The 19711-nt window shown below is 73.8% G+C and carries 21 protein-coding genes, 1 tRNA gene and 1 other RNA gene; 9 read left to right on the top strand and 14 right to left on the bottom strand.

Annotated elements, in window-relative coordinates:
- Positions 1 to 25 precede the first annotated feature (25 nt).
- Complete coding sequence (locus tag EDD33_RS06005) at positions 26 to 871, top strand: transglutaminase family protein (protein WP_123389527.1); 846 nt, start codon at positions 26 to 28, stop codon at positions 869 to 871.
- A 279-nt stretch (positions 872 to 1150) separates the two neighbouring features.
- On the opposite strand, the gene EDD33_RS06000 is transcribed toward EDD33_RS06005, so the two are convergent.
- Positions 1151 to 1696, bottom strand: a complete 546-nt coding sequence (locus EDD33_RS06000; RefSeq protein ID WP_148076946.1) for a hypothetical protein — start codon at positions 1694 to 1696, stop codon at positions 1151 to 1153.
- Between the two features lie 10 nt (positions 1697 to 1706).
- Between EDD33_RS06000 and EDD33_RS05995 the strand changes: the two genes are divergently transcribed.
- A complete protein-coding gene (locus tag EDD33_RS05995; RefSeq protein ID WP_123389525.1) occupies positions 1707 to 2090 on the top strand; it encodes a hypothetical protein in 384 nt (127 codons plus the stop codon).
- A gap of 60 nt (positions 2091 to 2150) precedes the next feature.
- Here EDD33_RS05995 and aqpZ read toward each other — a convergent pair whose 3' ends face one another.
- Positions 2151 to 2906, bottom strand: coding sequence for an aquaporin Z (gene aqpZ, locus EDD33_RS05990; protein WP_123389524.1), 756 nt, complete (start codon positions 2904 to 2906; stop codon positions 2151 to 2153).
- Positions 2907 to 3088: 182 nt separating this feature from the next.
- Between aqpZ and EDD33_RS05985 the strand changes: the two genes are divergently transcribed.
- On the top strand, positions 3089 to 3331 hold the full coding sequence (locus EDD33_RS05985; RefSeq protein ID WP_123389523.1) for a hypothetical protein: 243 nt from the start codon (positions 3089 to 3091) through the stop codon (positions 3329 to 3331).
- Positions 3332 to 3352: 21 nt separating this feature from the next.
- Here the strand turns inward: EDD33_RS05985 and rnpB are convergent.
- An RNA gene (rnpB, locus tag EDD33_RS05980) (RNase P RNA component class A) lies at positions 3353 to 3740 on the bottom strand.
- Positions 3741 to 3876: 136 nt separating this feature from the next.
- Between rnpB and EDD33_RS05975 the strand changes: the two genes are divergently transcribed.
- On the top strand, positions 3877 to 5667 hold the full coding sequence (locus tag EDD33_RS05975) for a GAF domain-containing sensor histidine kinase (RefSeq protein ID WP_123389522.1): 1791 nt from the start codon (positions 3877 to 3879) through the stop codon (positions 5665 to 5667).
- On the opposite strand, the gene EDD33_RS05970 is transcribed toward EDD33_RS05975, so the two are convergent.
- Positions 5657 to 7099, bottom strand: coding sequence for an RNB domain-containing ribonuclease (locus EDD33_RS05970; RefSeq protein ID WP_123389521.1), 1443 nt, complete (start codon positions 7097 to 7099; stop codon positions 5657 to 5659). The genes EDD33_RS05975 and EDD33_RS05970 overlap by 11 nt on opposite strands.
- Positions 7100 to 7182: 83 nt before the next feature.
- Here EDD33_RS05970 and yaaA point away from each other — a divergent pair, with 83 nt between their 5' ends.
- A complete protein-coding gene (yaaA, locus tag EDD33_RS05965) occupies positions 7183 to 7962 on the top strand; it encodes a peroxide stress protein YaaA (RefSeq protein WP_123389520.1) in 780 nt (259 codons plus the stop codon).
- Positions 7963 to 7987: 25 nt separating this feature from the next.
- Here yaaA and EDD33_RS05960 read toward each other — a convergent pair whose 3' ends face one another.
- From EDD33_RS05960 to EDD33_RS05940, 5 genes are all read right to left on the bottom strand, one after another.
- Positions 7988 to 8614 carry a histidine phosphatase family protein gene (locus EDD33_RS05960; protein WP_170169655.1) on the bottom strand — a complete coding sequence of 209 codons (627 nt, stop codon included), beginning with the start codon at positions 8612 to 8614 and terminating at the stop codon, positions 7988 to 7990.
- Positions 8615 to 8676: 62 nt separating this feature from the next.
- A complete protein-coding gene (locus EDD33_RS05955) occupies positions 8677 to 9420 on the bottom strand; it encodes a zinc ribbon domain-containing protein (protein ID WP_246003385.1) in 744 nt (247 codons plus the stop codon).
- Between the two features lie 28 nt (positions 9421 to 9448).
- On the bottom strand, positions 9449 to 10585 hold the full coding sequence (locus EDD33_RS05950) for a Nif3-like dinuclear metal center hexameric protein (RefSeq protein WP_123389519.1): 1137 nt from the start codon (positions 10583 to 10585) through the stop codon (positions 9449 to 9451).
- Between the two features lie 10 nt (positions 10586 to 10595).
- Positions 10596 to 11120 (bottom strand): NUDIX domain-containing protein, encoded by a 525-nt coding sequence (locus EDD33_RS05945; protein WP_123389518.1) that lies wholly within the window; start codon positions 11118 to 11120, stop codon positions 10596 to 10598.
- 6 nt (positions 11121 to 11126) lie between these two features.
- Complete coding sequence (locus EDD33_RS05940; RefSeq protein WP_123389517.1) at positions 11127 to 12656, bottom strand: AMP-binding protein; 1530 nt, start codon at positions 12654 to 12656, stop codon at positions 11127 to 11129.
- A gap of 156 nt (positions 12657 to 12812) precedes the next feature.
- On the opposite strand from EDD33_RS05940, the gene EDD33_RS05935 reads away from it, so the two are divergent.
- Genes EDD33_RS05935 through EDD33_RS05925 form a run of 3 tightly spaced genes read left to right on the top strand, consistent with a single transcriptional unit; the run spans position 12813 to position 15350 of the window.
- Positions 12813 to 13226, top strand: a complete 414-nt coding sequence (locus tag EDD33_RS05935; protein WP_123389516.1) for a hypothetical protein — start codon at positions 12813 to 12815, stop codon at positions 13224 to 13226.
- Positions 13198 to 14697 carry a sensor histidine kinase gene (locus EDD33_RS05930; protein WP_170169712.1) on the top strand — a complete coding sequence of 500 codons (1500 nt, stop codon included), beginning with the start codon at positions 13198 to 13200 and terminating at the stop codon, positions 14695 to 14697. The genes EDD33_RS05935 and EDD33_RS05930 overlap by 29 nt, the downstream gene beginning before the upstream one ends.
- Positions 14682 to 15350 (top strand): response regulator transcription factor, encoded by a 669-nt coding sequence (locus EDD33_RS05925; RefSeq protein ID WP_123389514.1) that lies wholly within the window; start codon positions 14682 to 14684, stop codon positions 15348 to 15350. The genes EDD33_RS05930 and EDD33_RS05925 overlap by 16 nt, the downstream gene beginning before the upstream one ends.
- On the opposite strand, the gene EDD33_RS05920 is transcribed toward EDD33_RS05925, so the two are convergent.
- Positions 15351 to 16229, bottom strand: coding sequence for a serine/threonine-protein kinase (locus EDD33_RS05920; RefSeq protein WP_123389513.1), 879 nt, complete (start codon positions 16227 to 16229; stop codon positions 15351 to 15353).
- A gap of 24 nt (positions 16230 to 16253) precedes the next feature.
- A complete protein-coding gene (locus EDD33_RS05915) occupies positions 16254 to 16850 on the bottom strand; it encodes a hypothetical protein (RefSeq protein WP_123389512.1) in 597 nt (198 codons plus the stop codon).
- A 154-nt stretch (positions 16851 to 17004) separates the two neighbouring features.
- Here EDD33_RS05915 and EDD33_RS05910 point away from each other — a divergent pair, with 154 nt between their 5' ends.
- Positions 17005 to 18360, top strand: coding sequence for an HNH endonuclease signature motif containing protein (locus EDD33_RS05910; protein ID WP_123389511.1), 1356 nt, complete (start codon positions 17005 to 17007; stop codon positions 18358 to 18360).
- 61 nt (positions 18361 to 18421) lie between these two features.
- On the opposite strand, the gene EDD33_RS05905 is transcribed toward EDD33_RS05910, so the two are convergent.
- The 3 genes from EDD33_RS05905 to EDD33_RS05895 form a co-directional block, all read right to left on the bottom strand.
- A complete protein-coding gene (locus tag EDD33_RS05905; RefSeq protein WP_123389510.1) occupies positions 18422 to 18958 on the bottom strand; it encodes a hypothetical protein in 537 nt (178 codons plus the stop codon).
- 35 nt (positions 18959 to 18993) lie between these two features.
- Positions 18994 to 19065, bottom strand: a tRNA-Val gene (locus EDD33_RS05900).
- Between the two features lie 183 nt (positions 19066 to 19248).
- Positions 19249 to 19710 (bottom strand): peroxiredoxin, encoded by a 462-nt coding sequence (locus EDD33_RS05895; protein WP_123389509.1) that lies wholly within the window; start codon positions 19708 to 19710, stop codon positions 19249 to 19251.
- Between the last annotated feature and the right edge of the window lies 1 nt (position 19711).

The raw sequence follows: 19711 nt of genomic DNA, 5'->3' as shown, positions 1-19711 counted from the left end.
CCCCCACCTGCGGAGAGGGAGACCGATGAGCCTGCAGCTGCGCATCGTCCACACCACCGGCTTCGAGTACGACGGCAAGGCCAACACCTCCTTCAACGAGGCCCGCCTGACCCCGGTGACCCTGCCCGGCCAGATCGTCGTGCACTCGCGCGTCGAGGTCTCGCCGACGCCGTGGACCTACACCTACCGCGACTACTGGGGCTCCCAGGTGACCGCCTTCGAGGTCCTCGACCCCCACACGTCGCTGACCGTCACGGCCGCCGCCACCGTGCAGACCGACCGGACTCCCGCGGGCGACCCGGTGCTGTCGTGGGAGCAGCTGCGCGAGCCGCGACTGGTCGACGCCCACACCGACTACCTCACGCTGCCCGACCGGGTCGCCCCCTCGGCCGACCTGGTGGCGACCGCCCAGGACGTCGTACGCCGCACGGCCAGCCCGAGCGAGGCCGCCCGCGACCTCTGCATGCTCGTCCACGACGAGGTCAAGTACGTCTCCGGCTCCACCACCGTCGACGCCGTCGCCGCCTCCTCGTGGGAGCGCCGCACCGGCGTCTGCCAGGACATGGCCCACATCGCCATCGGCGCGCTGCGCGCGGTCGGCATCCCCGCCCGCTACGTCTCGGGCTACCTCCACCCCAAGGTCGACCCCGAGGTCGGCGTGACCGCCAAGGGCGAGTCGCACGCCTGGGTCGAGTGGTGGGACGACGGCTGGCGCGGCTTCGACCCGACCAACGCCGCCGAGCCCGGCGACCGCCACGTGGTGACCGCAGCCGGCCGCGACTACGGCGACGTCAAGCCGCTGTCCGGCATCTTCTCCGGCTCCGGCACCTCGCGGATGTTCGTCGACGTCCAGGTCACCCGGCTGGTCTGACCCCCGGGCGGGACAGGTGGCCTCCGACGGGCGCCTCGTGGTCGGAACGGTCGCACGCGACCGTCGCTCGAGGAACCGGGCTCCCCCGGAGGACTCGGGAGACCGTGGCACCTGCCACCCTCTCCCGAGTCCCACCACGAGCCGTCGTCCGCGGGGCTGACCCACAGCTGCGTCGCCTCGCCCGCACCACCGTCGTGCGTGGTCGCAGGTCAGGACCCCTGCGCTGCCGCCGCGCATGGGGCATGCTGAAGCGACAGCGCGTGGCGTCCGAGCCGCGCCCTACGGGAGGACCCTCACCGTGACCGACGCCAGCGACAGCAGCAGCACCCCCGAGAGCTCGTCCACCTCCGGCGGCACCGCGACGTCCGGCACCGCGGCGCCCAGCACCGCCGACGCGGCGAAGGCGGCGAGCGCTCCGGCGACGTCCCGCGAGTCGGAGTCCGGGCACGCCAGCGGTCGCACGACGTCCGGCGGCTCCACCCCAGCGAAGTCGACCCCGGCGAAGTCGACCCCTGCGAAGTCGACCCCGGCGAAGAAGAGCACGACCACCAAGACCGCCGCCAAGAAGACACCCGCCGCGAAGAAGTCCACGGCCACGAAGTCGTCGACGGCCGCGAAGAAGGCCCCCGCCAAGAAGACGTCCACCTCCTCGCCCGCCACGAAGTCGACCGCGAAGAAGGCCCCGGCCAAGACCACGGCCAAGACCACGGCCACGAAGTCCGCCGCGAAGAAGGCCCCGGCCACGAAGTCCGCCGGCACCTCCTCGGCCGCGAGCTCGACGACCGCCGGGGGCCGCCAGGTCGACGCCCAGAAGGCGCTGGCCAAGAAGTCCGCGGTGGGCCAGGCGCCTGCCGCCCCTGCCACCTCGGACTCCGCGGACCCCTCGGGCCGTTTCGAGCTCACCCCCGCGGCCATCGAGCACATCGCCCGGGAGACCGCCGAGCGGGTCACCAAGGAGCTGACCGGTCAGATCACCAAGACCCTCTCGCTGCTGGAGAAGGAGACCACCCGGGCCCGCAAGGCCGCCGCCAAGGCCGCCGACACCGCCGGCTCGGTCGCCTCGGCCATCGACCCGCGCCGGATCGCACGCTCGTCGAAGAAGAAGGCGGACGCCGCCTCGAGCAAGGACGCGAAGACCGCGAAGGGCGCGAAGGGAAGCAAGAGCAGCAAGAAGTCCACGACGTCGAAGAAGACCAAGGACAAGAAGAAGAAGAAGTAGCACCCGCTCCGGACCCCGGCCCGACCCGTGCTCGACACGGGTGGGCCGGGGTCCGGCACGTCAGGTGGTGGCGGCCGCGGCCGTCGGCTCCTCGCTCGGCTGCCGCCCGAAGACCGGGGCGTAGGTCAGCCCGGCCAGCACGGCCCCGACCATCGGCGCCAGCACGAACAGCCACAGCTGCTCCCCCGCCGTGCCCCCGGCCACCAGCGCCGGCCCGATCGACCGCGCCGGGTTGACCGAGGTGTTGTCGACGGGGATCGACACCAGGTGGATCAGGGTGAGGCTGAGGCCGATCGCCAGGGGCGTGAAGGCCTGCGGTGCCCGGGCGTCGGTGACACCGAGGATCGTCCAGACGAACAGCGCGGTCAGGACCACCTCGGCCAGCGCGGCGGCCCACCAGGCGTAGCCCGCCGGGGAGGCGTCGCCGAACCCGTTGGTGGCGAACCCCTCGGCCAGGTCGAAGCCGGGCCGCCCGGTGGCGACGACGAGCAGGACGCCGGCGGCGGCGATCGCGGCCACCACCTGCGTCACGACGTACGCCGGGACGCTGCGCCACGGCAGCCTGCCCGCGACCGCGGCACCGAGCGACACGGCCGGGTTGAAGTGGCCACCGGAGACGTGGCCCACCGCGAAGGCGGCCGTGAGCACGCTGAGCCCGAACGCTGCCGCGATGCCCGCGTTGCCGATCGCGTCGCCGGCGAGCACGGCCGCGCCGCAGCCCCCGAGGACGAGGACGAAGGTGCCGAACGCCTCGGCCGCGAGTCGTCGGGAGAGGCGGGGCGTGGCGAGAGGTCGGGTGGGGTGGCGTCGGGTCACGACGGGCTCCTGTCGTCCGGGCGCCCGGGCCGTGTCCCGCGGCGCTTCCCCCGTCAGACGGGCCGAGCGCCCTCACCCTCACGCCGACGTGAGGCAGCCCACACCCGACCGGTGGTCGCGTCCGTCGGGACCACCCGCACCCGGGCTGGCTAGCCTCTCCGTCCAGAGCACCAGGAGGCGACATGACCCAGTTCGACCCCAGCGAGGACGGCATGAAGTCGTTCCTCGACCACATCGGCACCCGGGTGAAGACCACCGTCGACGACGTGGTCGCGCACACCGCCGGCGAGGACCTCGAGACGGCCGTGACCACGCTGCACCTGGCCCTGAACACCATCCCCGGGCTGGAGTTCGACCGCGCCTGGGCCCAGGAGGCCGTGGAGACGCTGCGCCGCGGTGACCCGCTGGAGATCCAGGTCGGCTAGGTCGGCGCAGGACCCGGGGTGCGGACGGGCTGGCTCGTAGGCCGGGTTCTGTTCGCCGTGGGGCCTCGCGACGCCCACGGTTGGCGACCATCCATCTCGGGCGGCCGTTGCCGACCGCCTCCAGCGACCTACCCGCGAGCTCGGGCGGACCGCCCTCGAGCACTCGCTGTTCGGTCTTGCTCCAGGTGGGGTTTACCGAGCCGCGACGGTCACCCGCCGCGCTGGTGGTCTCTTGCACCACCGTTTCACCCTTGCCCCCGCCGGCGAGCCGGCGGTGGCGGTCTGCTCTCTGTGGCACTGTCCCGCGGGTTGCCCCGGGTGGGCGTTACCCACCACCTCGTCCTGTGGAGCCCGGACCTTCCTCGACGTGTCCGGTCTCCCGGCACGACGCGGTCGCCCGGCCAGCCCGTCCGCCTCGACAGGATAGGCCACGACGGACCCCCGCTGCGGAACCCGGGACGCCCAGACCGTTTTGATAATGTTTATGGGCAAATGTTCAACAAGATGTCCACCGCCGCCTACCCTGGTGCAGGGAGGGGGAACCGATGGCTGGCACGGACGCACGAACGCACCTCGGGGCACGGTCGATCGATCTGCGGGTCCCCGACACCCTGCTGGAGAACCTGCAGCTGATCGCCGACGGCGTCGTCGCGGTCGCCGGGTTCGCCGTCGCCGCGATCCGGATCCGGCGCGGTGACGACCTCGAGCTGGTCATCGACACCGGCATGCCGGAGGAGATCGGCACCCGGATCCCGGCCAAGGCGATGCTCGACGAGCTGCTGCTCGCCGACGACTGGGGCCGGCTGCAGTTCGTCCCCCACGAGCGCAGCGACCACCTGACCGGCGGCTGGGTCGTGCCCGACGTCGAGGTCAGCGACGACCCCGACGCGTGGCACCCGCTCGACATGCTGGTCGCCCCCCTGTACGACGCGCAGGGCGAGCTCCGCGGCACCCTCGCCATCGACGAGCCGATCGACGGCCGCCGCCCGGACGCCGAGCGTCGCCGCGTCCTGGAGCGCTTCGCCGGGCTGGCCAGCCGGGCGGTGCTCTCGGCCGTGGAGCGCGAGTCGTTCCTGGAGCAGGTCGCCATGGCCGACACGGTCAAGGAGATCGTGCGCACCACCAGCGCGCAGCTGAGCCTGGACGGGCTGCTCGACGAGAGCCGCCGTACCCTGCTCGACGGCTTCTCGGCCCAGCAGGTGTGGATCAAGACCGTCACCGCCGAGGGCCGCTCCGGCGCGGAGTTCCTGCCCGAGGAGCTGCGCGACTCGCTGCCCGAGGCGATCGTCGAGTTCGCCGAGCAGGCGGCGCACTTCTGCTGGCACCAGCAGGAGGTGATGACGGTCGGCGAGACGTACGCCGTCCCGGGACCCATGTCGAGGCAGCACTTCGACCACGTCGTGGAGCTGCTCCGCGGCATGGGCATGGCCTCGCTGGTCTTCGTGCCGCTCGGCGCCGGACCCGAGTGCCTGGGCAGCATCGTGCTGATGCGCAGCGACCCGACCCGCCCCTGGAGCGACGTCGAGACCTCGGCCCTGCTCGACATCGGCCACGACCTCGGCCGGGCCGCGCTCAACGCCCGCACCTTCGAGCACGAGCACGAGCTGGTCACCGAGCTGCAGGCGCTCGACACCTACAAGAGCCAGCTGATCGCCACCGTCTCCCACGAGCTGAAGAGCCCGCTGACCACGGTGTGGGGTCACCTGGAGATGCTCGAGTCCGAGACGCTGCCGATCGCGCCCGAGGCCCGGCTCTCCCTCGACGCCATCTCGCGTGCCTCGCGCCGGATGAGTCGCGTCATCGAGGACCTGCTGCTGCTCCGCAAGGTCGGCGAGACCGCCAAGCCGCTCGCCCCGACGCCCGTCGACCTGGTCGAGCTGGTGCACGACGCGCTCGCGATGACCGCGCTCTCCGCGCAGGCCAAGCAGCTGCGCATCGACCTCGACCTCCCGAGCGAGCCGGTCCACGCCCGGGGCGAGGCCGACGAGCTCGACAAGGTGGTGCTCAACGTCGTCAGCAACGCCGTGAAGTACACCCCCGACGGCCGCGGCATCCGGGTCGTCCTGGCTCCAGGCGAGCGGGACGACCAGGTCGTGCTCGCCGTCCACGACGAGGGCATCGGCATCTCCGAGGCCGACCAGGAGCAGCTGTTCTCGGAGTTCTTCCGCTCCACCAACCCCGAGGCGGTGGCCCAGCCCGGCACCGGCCTGGGCCTGGCCATCGTGCAGCGCATCGTGCACCGTCACGGCGGCGAGGTCGCGGTGCGCTCGGCGCTGGGCGCCGGCAGCAGCTTCACCATCACGCTCCCGGCACACCGGGGCGCGCTCAGCAGCTGAAGCGCACCCGCCGCGTCACGGGGTCGGCCTCGGTCAGCGTCGCAGTGACCTCCTCGCCCACCGGCAGCGTGCTGCCCTCGGCGGCGCGCAGCGGGGCCTCGACGGCGGGGTCGCGCAGCATCACCGTGCCCTTGCGGCCGTCCTTCTCGGCCTCCAGCACGACGCCGGCGAACTCCGCCCCGACCCGGCCCTCCAGCGCCAGCGCCTCCACCAGGTCGAGCACCGACCGCTCGTAGGCGCCCGCGCGACGCCCCGAGTCGGCCATCAGCTCCGGCAGCTGCGGCAGCGCCTCGCGCACCCAGTCGGGCACGGCCGTCCCGGCGGTCAGTGCAGCGCACACCTCGAGGCCGAAGCGGTCGACGAGCCGTCGCAGCGGAGCGGTCACGTGGGCGTACGGCGAGGCCAGCGCCGCGTGCTCGGTCTGCTCCGGCAGAGCGCCGTCCATCACGGCGTACCCCGCACCGCGGAGCAGCGAGGTGGCGGCCACCACGAGCGCCGCGTGGTCGGGACGGGCGGGGTCGAGGGTGCGGATCAGGTCGGGGTGGGGCAGGTCGGCGGGCCAGTCGACGCCCAGCGCCCGCGCCGTACGACGCAGCCGGCGCACGGCCTCCTCCGGCGCCGGGGGCAGCGTCCGCAGCACCCCGACCCGGGCCCCGATCATCATCTCGGCGGCCGCGAACCCGGTCATCAGCGAGACCTGCGCGTTCCAGCTCTCCACCGGCAGCATCTGGCGGAACTCCAGGTGCCAGCCGTCCTCGCGTCGCTCGAGCTCCTGCGAGGGCATCGGCAGCGAGATGCCGCCGCGCGCCGCCTCCTGGGCCAGGCGCAGCTCCCCCACCGTGCGGAGCAGGCCGGGGGTGCTCCCGGGGTCGGCCCCCTCGAGCTGCTGCTGCACGGCGGCGTAGTCGAGCTGGGCGCGCGAGCGCACCCGCGCGCGCACGACCTCGGCGGAGGTGACCGCACCGGCGGCGTCGAGCGCGAGGGTCCACACGAACGCCGGCGTCACCTGGTCGGGCAGCAGCGACGCGGCCCCCTCGCTGAGCACGGGCGGGTGCAGCGGCACCTTGGTGTCGGCGCCGTAGAGCGACTCGCCGCGGCGGCGTGCCTCCAGGTCGACAGGGTCGCCGGGGGTGAGGAAGGCCATCACGTCGGCGATGGCGTAGTGCACGACGTAGCCGTCGCCGTCGCGCTCGAGGTGCATCGCCTGGTCGAGGTCGCGCGCACCCGGCGGGTCGATGGTGACCAGCTCGAGGTCGGTGCGGTCGAGGTCCGGCAGCCGCGGGGCCCTCGCCGCCGCCTCGGCGGCGCGCTGCACGTCCGCGGAGAACCCGTCCGGGAGCTCCTGCTCGACCCGGATCGCCTCCAGACCGCGTCGCAGCTCCTCGTCCTCGACCCCGTCGACCCGTTCGACCCGCAGCACCCGAGTGCCCATGGGGCGCTCCCCTCCTCGACGACGTCCACGACCTTGCTCGGGCACCGTACGCGCTGCCACGAGGCGCCCCCTACCCTGGCGCGGTGCTGATCCTGCTCCCGCCCTCGGAGGGCAAGTCGGTGCCGCGGCGCGGCAGGCCCCTCGACCTCGACGCGCTCTCCTTCCCCGGCCTGACCCCGACCCGCGAACGCGTCCTCGACGCCCTGGTCGGCCTGTGTGCCGACGACCCCGTGCGGGCCGGCGAGGTCCTCGGCCTGGGGCCCACCCAGCTCGACGACGTACGCCGCAACGCCGATCTCCGCGCCGCCCCCACCACCCGCGCCGACGCGCTCTACACCGGCGTCCTCTACGACCACCTCGACCTCGCCGGCCTCGACGCCGCCGCCCGCCGCCGCGCCACCCGCCAGGTGGCGGTCACCTCGTCGCTGTTCGGGCTCGTCCGCCCCGGCGACCGGTTGCCGTCCTACCGGCTCGCGGGCGGCGTCCGGCTGCCCTCGCTGGGTCCCGTGGCCTCGCTCTGGCGTCCGGTCCTGGGCGACGCGGTCCTCCAGGCCGCCGGCCGCGGTCTCGTCGTCGACCTGCGCTCCAGCACGTACGCCGCGTTCTGGCGCCCCACCCCCGACCTCGCGCCGCGCGTCGCCACCGTCCGGGTCCTGCACGAGCAGGACGGACGCCGCAGCGTCGTCAGCCACTTCAACAAGGCCACCAAGGGCCGCCTCGTCGCCGCCCTGCTGACCGCCGGCGCGTCCCCCACCACCCCCGCCCGCCTCGCTGAGGCGCTCCGCGACCTGGGCTGGCACGTCGAGCTCGACCCGCCCGCGGCCACCGGCACCCGGCTCGACGTGGTGGTGCGGGAGGTCTGAAGGGCCTCGGCAGCCCCGACCGACCTCAGCCGAAGACGTGCGTGGGCCGCCCGTTGAAGAGCCGGAGGTAGGGACGGACCTCGCCGTCGGGGGTGGTGGCGTAGGACACGACGGTGACCGAGGCGGGGCCGAGCTCCATGCGGTAGACGCCCTCCAGCGAGGCACCCATGGCCTCGGCGACGATCACCTTGATCGGCGTGACGTGGCTGACCGCGACGACCGTGCGGCCGGCGTACTTCTCCAGGATCCGGTCGCGGCCCTCGAGGACCCGCTGCTGCACCGTGCGCATCGACTCCCCGCCGTGGGGCGCCGCGTCGAGGTCGCCGAGCCAGGCGCTCAGGTCGTCGGGGAAGCGTTCCTGGACCTCGGCGAAGGAGAGCCCGTCCCAGGAGCCGAACTCCATCTCGGCGATGCCGTGCTCGACCTCGATCTCCAGGCGCAGCTGCTCGGCGACGATCTCGGCCGTCTCACGCGTACGCCGCACCGGCGAGCTGACGACCACGTCGAAGTCGTGGGCCAGGGGGGCCAGCCACTCCCCGGTGGCCAGCGCCTGGGCGCGACCCTCCTCGTTGAGCGGTGGGTTCGCGCTGGCCAGGCCGCCGGAGAACCGCTTGCCGAGGGTGTGGTCGGTGACGCCGTGACGGACCAGCACCAGGGTCGTCGGCTCCGCGGGCGGACCCCAGCCACGACTCGGGGCCGGGGTGGACCCACTGCTCACAGGCCGGACTCCTCGGTCCGCACCAGGATCCGGTCGCACTCCTCGCACCGCACGACCTCGTCCGCCGGCTTGCGCGCGATGATCGCGAGGTCGGAGGCGTTGAGGGTGAGCCGGCAGCCCCCGCACTCGCGGCGCCGCAGCGCGGCCGCGCCCGTGCCGCCCTTGTTGGCGCGCAGCTTCTCGTAGAGGGCACGCAGGTCGTCGGGGACGTCCAGCGCCACGGCGTACCGCTCGGCCTCGACCTGCTCGAGGTCGTGCTGCAGCGAGCCCGCCGAGGACTCCATCGTCTCCCGCAGCTCGGCGGCGCGGGCGTCGATCTCGGCCAGCTCGGCCTCGCGCTCGGCAAGGGCGTTCTCGGCCGTCTCCAACCGCTCCATGACCTCGATCTCGGTGTCCTCGAGCGAGGTGATCCGGCGCTCCAGCGACTGCAGCTCGCCCAGCATCCGCTCCAGGGCCTTGGGGTCGCTGATGCCGCCGCCGTCGACCATGCCCTGGTCGCGCGTGCGGCGGGCCTTGACCTGCTCGACGTCGGCGTCGGCGCGCTTCTGCTCCGCGGTCAGGTCGGCGACCTCGATGCGCAGGTCGCGGGCCGCGTCGTCGACCTCCTTGCGGCGCACGGCCAGCTCCTGGAGCTGCCGGGCCTCGGGGATGGAGCCGAGGCGGTGCCGCAACGTGTCGGCCCGGGAGTCGAGCTCCTGCACGTCGAGGAGGTGGAGCTGGACGGACGGGTCGGCCTTCACCGGTGGGTCTCCTACGGGGTCGTGGGCCTCAGGCCCGGAACGTCCACGGGTCGGTGCGGACCGAGCTGAGGTGGACCTCCACCGTATCGCCCAGCGCGTCGAGCAGCCGCCGCCGGAGCACCGGCAGCCACGTGCTCTCGGCCGCCCAGTGGGCGACGTCGACCAGGGCGGGCGCGCCGGTGCCGTGGGCCGCGTGCTCGCGCAGCTCCGAGGTGGGGTGGTGGCGCAGGTCGGAGGTCAGGTAGACGTCGACGCCCTCGGCCCGCGCCCGGTCGAGCAGGAAGTCCCCCGCGCCGCCGCACAGCCCGACGTGCTCCACCCGCTGGTCGGGGTCACCGGCCACCCGGACCCCGTGGGCGGTCTCCGGGAGCACCTGCGCGACCAGCGCGGCGAACTCGCGCAGGGACACCGGCCCGGGCAGCCGGCCCACCCGTCCGGAGCCCCGGTCGGGCTCGTCCAGCGGCGCCATCGCGACCACGTCGTACGCCGGCTCCTCGTAGGGGTGGGCGGCCAGCATCGCGGCCACCACCGGCTCCCGGGCCGAGCGGGGCAGCACCACCTCGATCCGCACCTCCTCGACCACCTCGTCGCGCCCCACCGCGCCGATGGTCGGCGAGGCGCCGCCGGCCGGCCGGAACCGACCCTCGCCCACCGAGGTGAAGCTGGCCGCCTCGTAGTCGCCGATCCGTCCCGCGCCCGCCGCCGCCAGCGCCGAGCGCAGCCGCTCGGCGTCGGCGACAGGCGCGAAGACCACGAGCTTGTCCAGCGGCGGTGCGGCATCGGCCTCGAGCGGGCGTACGTCGACCAGCCCGAGCGCCAGGGCCAGGGACTCCGAGACGCCCAGGGCCGGGCTGTCGGCGTTGGTGTGCGCGGCGAGCAGCCCGCACCCGGCCCGCACCAGGCGGTGGACGACGGCACCCTTGGGGTCGGTGGCCGCGACGCCGTGGACGCCCTTCAGGAGCAGCGGGTGGTGGGTGACCACGAGCTGGGCGCCGACCGCGACCGCCTCGTCGGCCACGGCCAGCACGGGGTCGACGGCCAGCAGGATGCGTCGTACGTCCTCGGCGGGGTCACCGCAGACCAGGCCGACCGCGTCCCAGGAGTCGGCGTGGTGCGGCGGGTACCAACGGTCCAGCAGCGCGGTGAGCTCACCCAGGGTCGGCATGCGCCGGAGGCTACCCGCGCTCGCCCCAGGACTCGGGAGCCCGCCACGCGTCCTCGGCGGTCTCGGGCGAGGCCGTCTCGCGGGCGAGGTGGGACCAGCGGCTGGTGAGCACGCCGTCGCGCAGGATCTCGGCGTGGTCGAAGGCCATCGGCTCGGCCTCGTCGCCCAGCATCTCGGCGACCGGCACCCACGCGGCGTGCACGGCACCGTCGCCGGGCTCGGGGTGGACGAAGGTCGCGACCTCGGCGAGGTGGGCGATGCTGACGATGCGGCGACGGGGGTCGCGGTGCGGGTCGCCGTAGGTCCCGACCTGGCGGAGCTCGTCGGGGTGCAGCGCGATGCCGGTCTCGACGTGCAGCTCGCGGGCGGCCGCGGGTGCGAGGTCCTCGTCGACCTCGAGGAAGCCCCCGGGCAGCGCCCAGCGACCCTCGAAGGGCGGCCGGCCGCGGCGTACGAGCAGCACGTGCGGGACCTGCTCGACCGCGGTGAGGGCCACGACGTCGACGGAGACCTCGATGCGTGGGTAGGTGGCCACGGGCGTCTAGTTCACCTGTCGCTCCCGGCCCTCCCAGTAGGGCTGGCGCAGCTTGAACTTCTGGAGCTTGCCGGTGGCGGTGCGGGCGAGGACGTCGCGGAACTCGATCGACGACGGCGCCTTGTAGCGCGCGACGCGCTTCTTGACGTGGTCGATGAGCTCCTGCTCGGTGACCTCGGAGCCCTCGGTGCGCACCACGAGGGCCTTGATCGTCTCGCCCCACTTCTCGTCGGGCACGCCGATCACCGCGACCTCGGCGACGTCGGGGTGGGAGAACAGCGCGTCCTCGACCTCGATCGAGGAGACGTTCTCGCCGCCGGTGATGATGACGTCCTTCTTGCGGTCCTGGATGGTGAGGTAGCCGTCGTCGCCGATGACGCCGCCGTCACCGGTGTGGAACCAGCCGTCGGCCAGCGCGGCGGCGCTCTCCTCCGGCTGCTCCCAGTAGCCCTCGAGCACCACGTTGGAGCGGGCCAGCACCTCGCCCGACTCCGAGGTCGCGAGCGTGCACCCCAGCGCGGGCTGGCCGGCGCGCACCAGCCTGGCCGCGCGCTCCTCGGCCGACAGGTCGTCCCACTCCTCGCGGGTGCGGTTGACCGTCAGCAGCGGCGAGGTCTCGGTGAGGCCGTAGATCTGGATGAACTCCCAGCCCAGCTCCTCCTCGACCCGCGCCACGGTGCGGGTGGGCGGCGGGGCGCCCGCGACGATGATGCGCACCGTGTCGCGCCCGGGGATCTCGCCCTCCCACGACTCGGCCGCGTCGAGCACGGCGGCGACCACCGCGGGGGCCGCGCACATCACGGTGACGCCGTGGCGCTCCACCCGGCGCAGGATCTCGGCACCGTCGATCTTGCGGATCACGACGTGACGGGCCCCGGCACCGGTGGCCACGAACGGCCAGCCCCAGCCGTTGGCGTGGAACATCGGCAGCGTGTGGAGGTAGACGTCGCGGTCGCTGACCCCGGCGTGCAGGCCGAAGGTGACGGCGTTGGTCCAGATGTTGCGGTGCGTGATCTGCACGCCCTTGGGCCGTGCGGTCGTGCCCGAGGTGTAGTTGATGGTCGCGGTGGCGTCCTCGTCGTGCTCCCACGGCTCGGGGTCGACGCCCTCGGCGTACATCGCCTCGTCGTCGCCGATCACGAAGGTGTGCTCGCACTCCACCCCGGCCAGCGAGTCGACCAGCTCGGGGTCGACGTAGAGCACCCGCGCGCCGGAGTGCTCCACGATGTAGGAGACCTCGTCGGGCGAGAGCCGGAAGTTGATCGGCACCAGCACCCGGCCGTAGCCGGCCACGCCGAAGAACGAGGTGAGCAGCCGGGCGCTGTTGTGCGAGACGTAGGCCACCCGCTCGCCGACGCCGATGCCGAGCTGGTCGAGCCGGGCGGCCTGCGCACGGGCGAGCTCGCCCATCCGGGCATAGCTGATCTCGCCGAGGCTCTCGGCGGGCTGGTCGGGCTCGTCGACGACGCCGGTGCGGTCGGCGTAGACCGCCAGCGCACGGTCGAGGAAGTCGGAGACGGAAAACGGCACGATCACGGGTGTGACCCCCCTCACGAGAGACGATTGCCGCCACCCTAGTCAGACGGGGTGACAGTGCGCCCCGTCCGTCCTGACGGGCGGGTCGCGGGTTTCGTGAGAGCTCTCTCATCGGACTCTCACGCGGCTGCCACCTGCGCCCGGCAGGCTCCCCGCATGAGCCGCCCGGTCCAGGTCCTCCTCGCCGCCGTGCTGGTGGTGCTGCTCCCGCTGGGGGCGTACGCCGCCGGCGGGATCGGCTCCTCGGTCGACCCGCCCGCGCCGCGCCAGGACATCGTCGTCGACGACTCCGCGACGGAGCCGCCGGGCGGGCCGACGACCGAGTCCGGGGACGACGTGCGCGACCAGGCCGCCCGGGCGGAGCGGCGCCAGCGCGCCGAGCAGCGCCAGGCGCGGCGCGAGCGGCTCGCGCAGGAGCGCCGTCGCGAGCGCGCCGAGCGGCGCGACGACGTCCGGGTGGTCACCCCCGCTCCGGCGCCCGTGGATGATGACGACGACGGAGCAGGTGGAGCAGACGACGACGGGGACGACGAGGACGACGGTGACGACGACGACGGGGACGACGACTGAGCCCCCTCCCCGCCGCAGCCTGCGCACCCTGCTGCGGCGTACGTCGGTCCGCACCCGGATCGCGCTGTCGGTGGCCGTGGTGAGCGCCTTCGCCCTGGGCGCCGCGGGCCTGCTCGTCCACACGCTGGAGTCGCAGCGGGTCCAGCGGATCGTGACCGAGAACACCGCCCAGGAGATCGCGGAGCTCGTCCGGCTCCAGCAGCAGGGCGTCGACCCGGTGACCGGCCGCGCGTTCACCTCCTCCCAGGCCCTGCTCAGCACCTACCTGGTGCGCAACGTGCCCGACGACGACGAGCTGCTCGTCGGCTGGTGGGCGGGCCGGCCCCAGGAGCGCACCCGCCACGCGTACGGCGCCCGCCTGGTCGCCGACCCGGCGCTGGCCCCCGCGGTCGCGGACCTGCTCCCCCGCGGCGGCACCGCCGACCTCGAGCAGGACGGCATCGGCGACTACTCCGTGACCGTGCAGCCGGTCAGCACCGCCTCGGGACGCGACGCCGGGGAGGACCCCGACGCCCTGGTGATCGTGAACTTCCTCAGCGACGAGGAGGACGAGCTCCGCAGCACGATGCGCACCTACGCCGCCGTCTCGGTGCTGCTACTGGTCCTCATCGCCGTCGCCGCCTGGTTGCAGGCCGGCCGGCTGCTCCGACCGCTCCGCTCGCTGCACGCGTCGGCGGAGGAGATCGGCGCCACGGACCTCTCCCGGCGGCTGCCCGTGGTCGGCGACGACGACATCGCCCGGCTCACCAGCACCTTCAACGACATGCTGGCGCGGCTCGAGCACGGGTTCGGCTCGCAGCGCCAGTTCCTCGACGACGCCGGCCACGAGCTGCGCACCCCGCTCACGGTGCTGCGCGGTCACCTCGAGGTCGTCGACCCGCACGACGCCGACGACGTCGCGCAGACCTCCGAGCTGCTGCTCGACGAGCTCGACCGGATGTCGCGGCTGGTCGACGAGCTGATCCTGCTCGCCAAGTCCGACCGCCCCGACTTCGCCCGGCTGCGTCCCACCCCCGTGGCGGCGCTGCTCGAGCAGGTGCACCGCAAGGCCACGGGCCTCGCCGGGCGCGACTGGCGTCTCGGCCCGCTGCCGCCCGCGACCACCGAGGCGCCCGCCGACGAGCAGCGGCTCACCCAGGCGCTGCTCCAGCTGTGCGACAACGCGGTCAAGCACACCGGCCCGGGCGACGCCGTGACGCTGTCCGGCGAGGTCGTCGGCGACCGGCTGCTCCTGGCCGTCGCCGACACCGGCCCCGGCGTCGACCTCGCCGACCGCACGCGCATCTTCGACCGCTTCGGCCGGGCCGTGGTGCCCGAGGGCGACGAGGGCTTCGGTCTCGGCCTGTCGATCGTGCGCGCCATCACCGAGGCCCACCACGGCACCGCCCGCGTCGAGGACGCCCCGGGCGGCGGCGCCCGCTTCGTCCTCGACCTCCCCCTGGAAGGAACCACCTCGTGGCCCGTGTCCTGATCGTCGAGGACGAGCACCGCATCTCCTCGTTCCTGGCCAAGGGCCTCACGGCCGACGGCTTCTCCACCACCGTGGCCTCCGACGGCCACACCGGACTCGACTACGTCCTGACCGGCGACTTCGACCTGGTCGTGCTCGACATCGGCCTGCCGGGGATCGACGGCTTCGAGGTGCTGCGCCAGATGCGGGCCCAGGGCAGCGCGCTGCCGGTCATCGTGCTGACCGCCCGCGACAGCGTCACCGACACCGTGTCGGCGCTGGAGGGCGGTGCCGACGACTACATGGCCAAGCCGTTCCGCTTCGCCGAGCTCCTCGCGCGGGTGCGGCTCCGGCTGCGTCAGGCCAACGACCAGTCCGGCGGCCGCGAGGACCGCCTCGCCGTCGGCAGCGTGGCCCTCGACCTGCGCACCCGGCAGGCGACCGTGGGCGGTCGCGTCGTCGACCTCTCGGCCCGCGAGTTCAAGATGGCCGAGATCTTCCTGCTCAACCCCGGGCAGGTGCTCTCCCGCGAGCAGCTGCTGTCGTTCGTGTGGGGCTACGACTTCGACCCCGGGTCCAACGTCGTCGACGTCTACGTCGGCTACCTGCGTCGCAAGTTCGGCGCCGCCGCGATCAGCACCGTGCGCGGCATGGGCTACCGCTTCGACGGCTGATCACCGGACCCGGAACCCCGCGAGGCGTCCCTTCGGCAGGGCGGCGTACGTCGGGGCCAGGGCGTCGGAGAGCTCGGCCGGCGTGGGCCGGTCCTCGGGTCGCCTCGCCAGGCAGGCGAGCAGCGCGTCTGCCACCGTCGCAGGGACGGCACGCGGCACGTCGTACGGCACCTGCTCGAGCTGCGGCCACACCGCCTCCGGCGCGGACGCCGCAGGGTCGCCCTCGTCGAAGGGCCGGTAGCCCGCCGCGGCCTCGAACAGCGTCGCCCCGATCCCCCACACGTCGCTCGCCGGCCCCGGCACACCCACCTGGCCCGGCAGGCACTGCTCGGGAGCCAGGTAGGCGTCCGTGCCGACCACGTCGAGCAGCGCCGCCGCCTCGGCCACGGGCCGGGCGGCGGAGAGGTCGATCAGGCGCGCGGGCGCGCCCATGACCACGTTGCCGGGCTTGACGTCGAGGTGGACGTGCCCGACGTGGCGCAGGTACGCCGCCGCCGACGCCAGGTCGATGCCCAGCGGGAGGTACTGCTCCGGCTGCAGCGGTCCGTGCCGTCGCAGCAGGGAGGACAGCCGCGGCCCGTCGGCCGCCTCGAGCACGAGGTGCGGGCGGGGGTCGTCGCGTCCGTCGCGGAGCAGCCGCACCACCACCGGGTGGTTGACCGTCCGCAGCGCCTCGGCCTCCCGCTCGAGCGACCGGGCCGCGCGGGCCTCGCCCACGCGGTCCGGCCGCAGCACCTTCACCACGACCGGGCCGTGGGTGACCTCGTCGAAGCACAGGTAGGCCTCGCACGAGGCGCCACCACCGAGCCGTTCGACCACGCCCAGCTCGGGGGTGACCTGGTCCCCCGCCTCGAAGTCCCAGCTGTCCTCGTGCGTCATCGCTGCTCCTCCTCCTGCGGCGGCTCAGTCGCGGGTGTCGTCGTCGCGCGTGTCGTCGTCGCGGGTGTCGTCGTCGCGCGTGTCGTCGTCACGGGTCTGGTCGTCGCGGGTCTGGTCGTCGCGGGTCTGCGGGTCGCGGGTCACGGTGTCGCGGGTGGTGTCGCGGGTCTGCGGGTCACGGGTGACCGTGTCCTTGGTGACGTCGCGGGTCTGCGGGTCGCGGGTCACGGTGTCGCGGGTGGTGTCGCGGGTCTGCGGGTCACGGGTGATCGTGTCCTTGGTGACGTCGCGGGTCTGCGGGTCGCGGGTCACGGTGTCGCGGGTGGTGTCGCGGGTGGTGTCGCGGGTCTGCGGGTCACGGGTGACCGTGTCCTTGGTGACGTCGCGCGTCTGCGGGTCCCGGGTCTGGCCGTCGCGCGTCTGCCCGTCGCGCGTCTGGGGGTCGCGGTCGTCGTCGGTGTCGTCGTCCACGAGGGCGAGCTCGACGACCTCGCTGTCGCGCTTGCCGTACGCCGCCGCCTCGGTGCGATCGCCGGCGGTCGCGTCCACGGTCTGCAGGCCCAGGACGCCCAGGGCGGTGAAGCCGCTGAGGGCCAGGACGGTGGTGGGGATGAGCTTCATGGTGGTTCCTCTCGTCGTGGTGTCTGGCTGACGAGGACGACTCTGGCCACCGGCGGTGAGGCGGCCGTGAGCCCGCGATGAGAGGGCTCTCACCTCGGTTTCACACGTCGAACACATGTTCGCTAGTGTCGGTCCGACCGGCTACGATGAACCTATGACCGCAGCACCCCGATCCCAGAAGGCGCGTCTGATCGACGCGGCCTGGGAGGCGCGAGCCGACGAGCACGAGGCCCAGCTGCGACAGCTCCGGCTGGCGCTGCAGTGGGCGCTGCTGCACCCGGCGCCGGTGGATGCCGACGGGGTGGTCGACCACGCCGGGTGGGGCGAGCTCCGCCTCGTCGGCGACCCCGCCCCCATCACACCGCTGGCCGGTGAGGGGGCGCCGCTGGTGGCACCGGAGGCGCCGGTCGAGCTGGCCGCGGCGCTGGGGGTGCCGGCGCTGCACGCCCAGCAGCTGATCGCCGACGCCCTCGAGCTCGCGTTCCGGCTGCCGCGGCTGTGGACCCTGCTCGGCAAGGCCACCCTGCTCACCGGACCGCGGGTGTGGCAGGCGCGGCTGATCTCCCGCGAGACCCACGACCTGTCCCTGGACGCAGCCCTGCACGCCGACCGGCTGATCTGCGCCGTCCCCGACCGGATCGGGCTGGTCGACGCCCGCCGACTGGCCCACGAGGCGCGGCTGCACGCCGACCCCGACCGCGCGGTCGCCGAGGAGGACGACGCCCTGGCCAAGCGCGGCGTGTGGCTGCACCGTGACGGCGCCGCGCCCGCGACGACCGAGGTCGTGATGACCCTGGACACCCCCGACGCGCAGCTGCTGGACCAGAGCGTGACCCGGATCGTGGCCGACCTGGAGCAGCTGGGTGACACCGACCCTCTGGACGTACGCCGCGCTCGCGCCGTGGGTGTCCTGGCCGACCCCCAGCACGCTCTGGACCTCATGTCCGGTCGACCCGACGCCGCACTCAGTCCCGGCGGCACCGGGTCGCTCGACCTCGTCGTCCACCTCACCCCCGCAGACCTCACCGATCAGCCCGGCGTCGCGTCCGTCGAAGGCCTCGGCGCGGTCTCGACCGGGCTGCTGGCCGACTGGCTCGCCCGCCACCGGCTCGCCGGCGGCCGGGTCAGCGTGCGGGCCGTGGTCGACCTCGCCGACACCCGCACCGTCGACGCCCACGACCCGCCACCGCTGCTGCGCGAGCAGGTGCTGCTGCGTGACGCCCACTGCGTGTTCCCCGGCTGCCGCACCGACTCCCGACGCTGCGACCTCGACCACATCCAGCCCTACCTCGACCCGGCCCACGGCGGCCCGCCCGCCCAGACCACCGCCCCCAACCTCGCACCGCTGTGCCGGCGCCACCACCACGCCAAGACCCACGGCGGCTGGACCTACGAGCGCCGCGGCGACGGCAGCCGTGCGACCTACGAGTGGACCTCGCCCACCGGCCACCACTCGACCGTCGTCCCTGTCACCCGCGCGCCCCTGACGGCGAACGCCCGAAGAGCCTGACCGCCCACCACCCGGACCCTCGGCCCGGGTCCCAGGCACGCTCGGACCGAGCGGCAGGCCCTCAGCCCCCGGTGCGGCGCAGCTGCTCGAGGAACTGGTCCGCCTTGCGGCGCACCGAGGCGGAGTGGTGACCGCGCTGCACCTCGACCAGACCCGCCACCACGTCGGCGGGAACGACGCCCGCGTCGACGAGGACGAGCAACGTCCGCATCGTCTCGACGGCGACGATCCAGTCGGCGTCGGTGGTGACGACCCGCGCGGCCAGCCAGGCGATCGCCCGCTCCTGCTGTGCCGGGGTCAGGCGGACCTGCCGGAGCACCTGGGCGAGGTGCCACTGCACCGACGCCTGGTCGCTCGTGGTCCAGGTCGTCAGCAGCTCCTCGACGTACGGCGCCACCCGACCCGGGTCGACGCGGCAGACCTTCTCGACGGCGTCGACCGCCCGCATCCGGACCCACGCGTCCTGGTCGTGGACACAGTCGAGCAGCTCGCGCAGCCGTACTGGCTCGGCGACGACGGCATCGACGACCTCGGCGGTGCGACCCAGGGAGTTCGAGCGGCCGCCGACCTGCAGCACCTGGGAGAACACCCCGTCCACCAGGTCCGCTCCTCCCGCCGACCGACACGTCGCGGTGGGCGCAGAGGGGATCGAACCCCCGACCACCTCGTTGTAAGCGAGGGGCTCTACCGCTGAGCTATACGCCCTGGGGTGCCGGGAGCCCCGGCACGCGGGCTCACCCTAGTGGAGCGGGTCTTCGGAGGCGTGACGCGTCCGGGAACGAAGAAGTCGCGCCGCTGGCGTCTCGGGTCACCAGCGGCGCGACAAGAGGAATCTTGCCCGACGGAAGTCCGCCATCCAAGCCCTTGGTTGAATCTGGTCCCACAGCACTAGACCACTGCGGCCAGTTGCCGGGCGTGCTCGTCGAGATCACGCGCGCGACCGCGGGGGTGGTGTACGTGCCACCGCACCACACCGTCGCGGTCGACCACGAAGGACGAGCGGGTCGGGCCGCCCGAGCGCTGGTCGAGGACGCCGTACGCCGAGGACACCTCGCCGTGCGGCCAGAAGTCGCTGAGCAGCGGGAAGAAGATCCCGTCGCGGTCCGCGAGCGCCCTCTGGGCGTACAGCGGGTCGCAGCTGATCGCGAGCAGCGTCGAGCCCGGCGTCTCGAAGTCACCCAGCCGGTCGCGCAGGCCGGTGAGCTCGCCGGTGCAGACACCGCTGAACGCGAACGGGTAGAACACGACCAGCGCCGCCTTGCCGCGGGCGTGCTCGGACAGCGTGACGTCCTGGCCGTGCTGGTCGGTCAGGGTGAAGTCGGGCGCGGGCTCACCGATGGCCAGGGTCATG

The sequence above is a fragment of the Nocardioides aurantiacus genome, from assembly GCF_003752505.1.
In the GTDB taxonomy this organism is placed as follows: Bacteria; Actinomycetota; Actinomycetes; order Propionibacteriales; family Nocardioidaceae; genus Marmoricola; species Marmoricola aurantiacus.
This window is presented reverse-complemented; position numbering and strand designations above follow the sequence as displayed.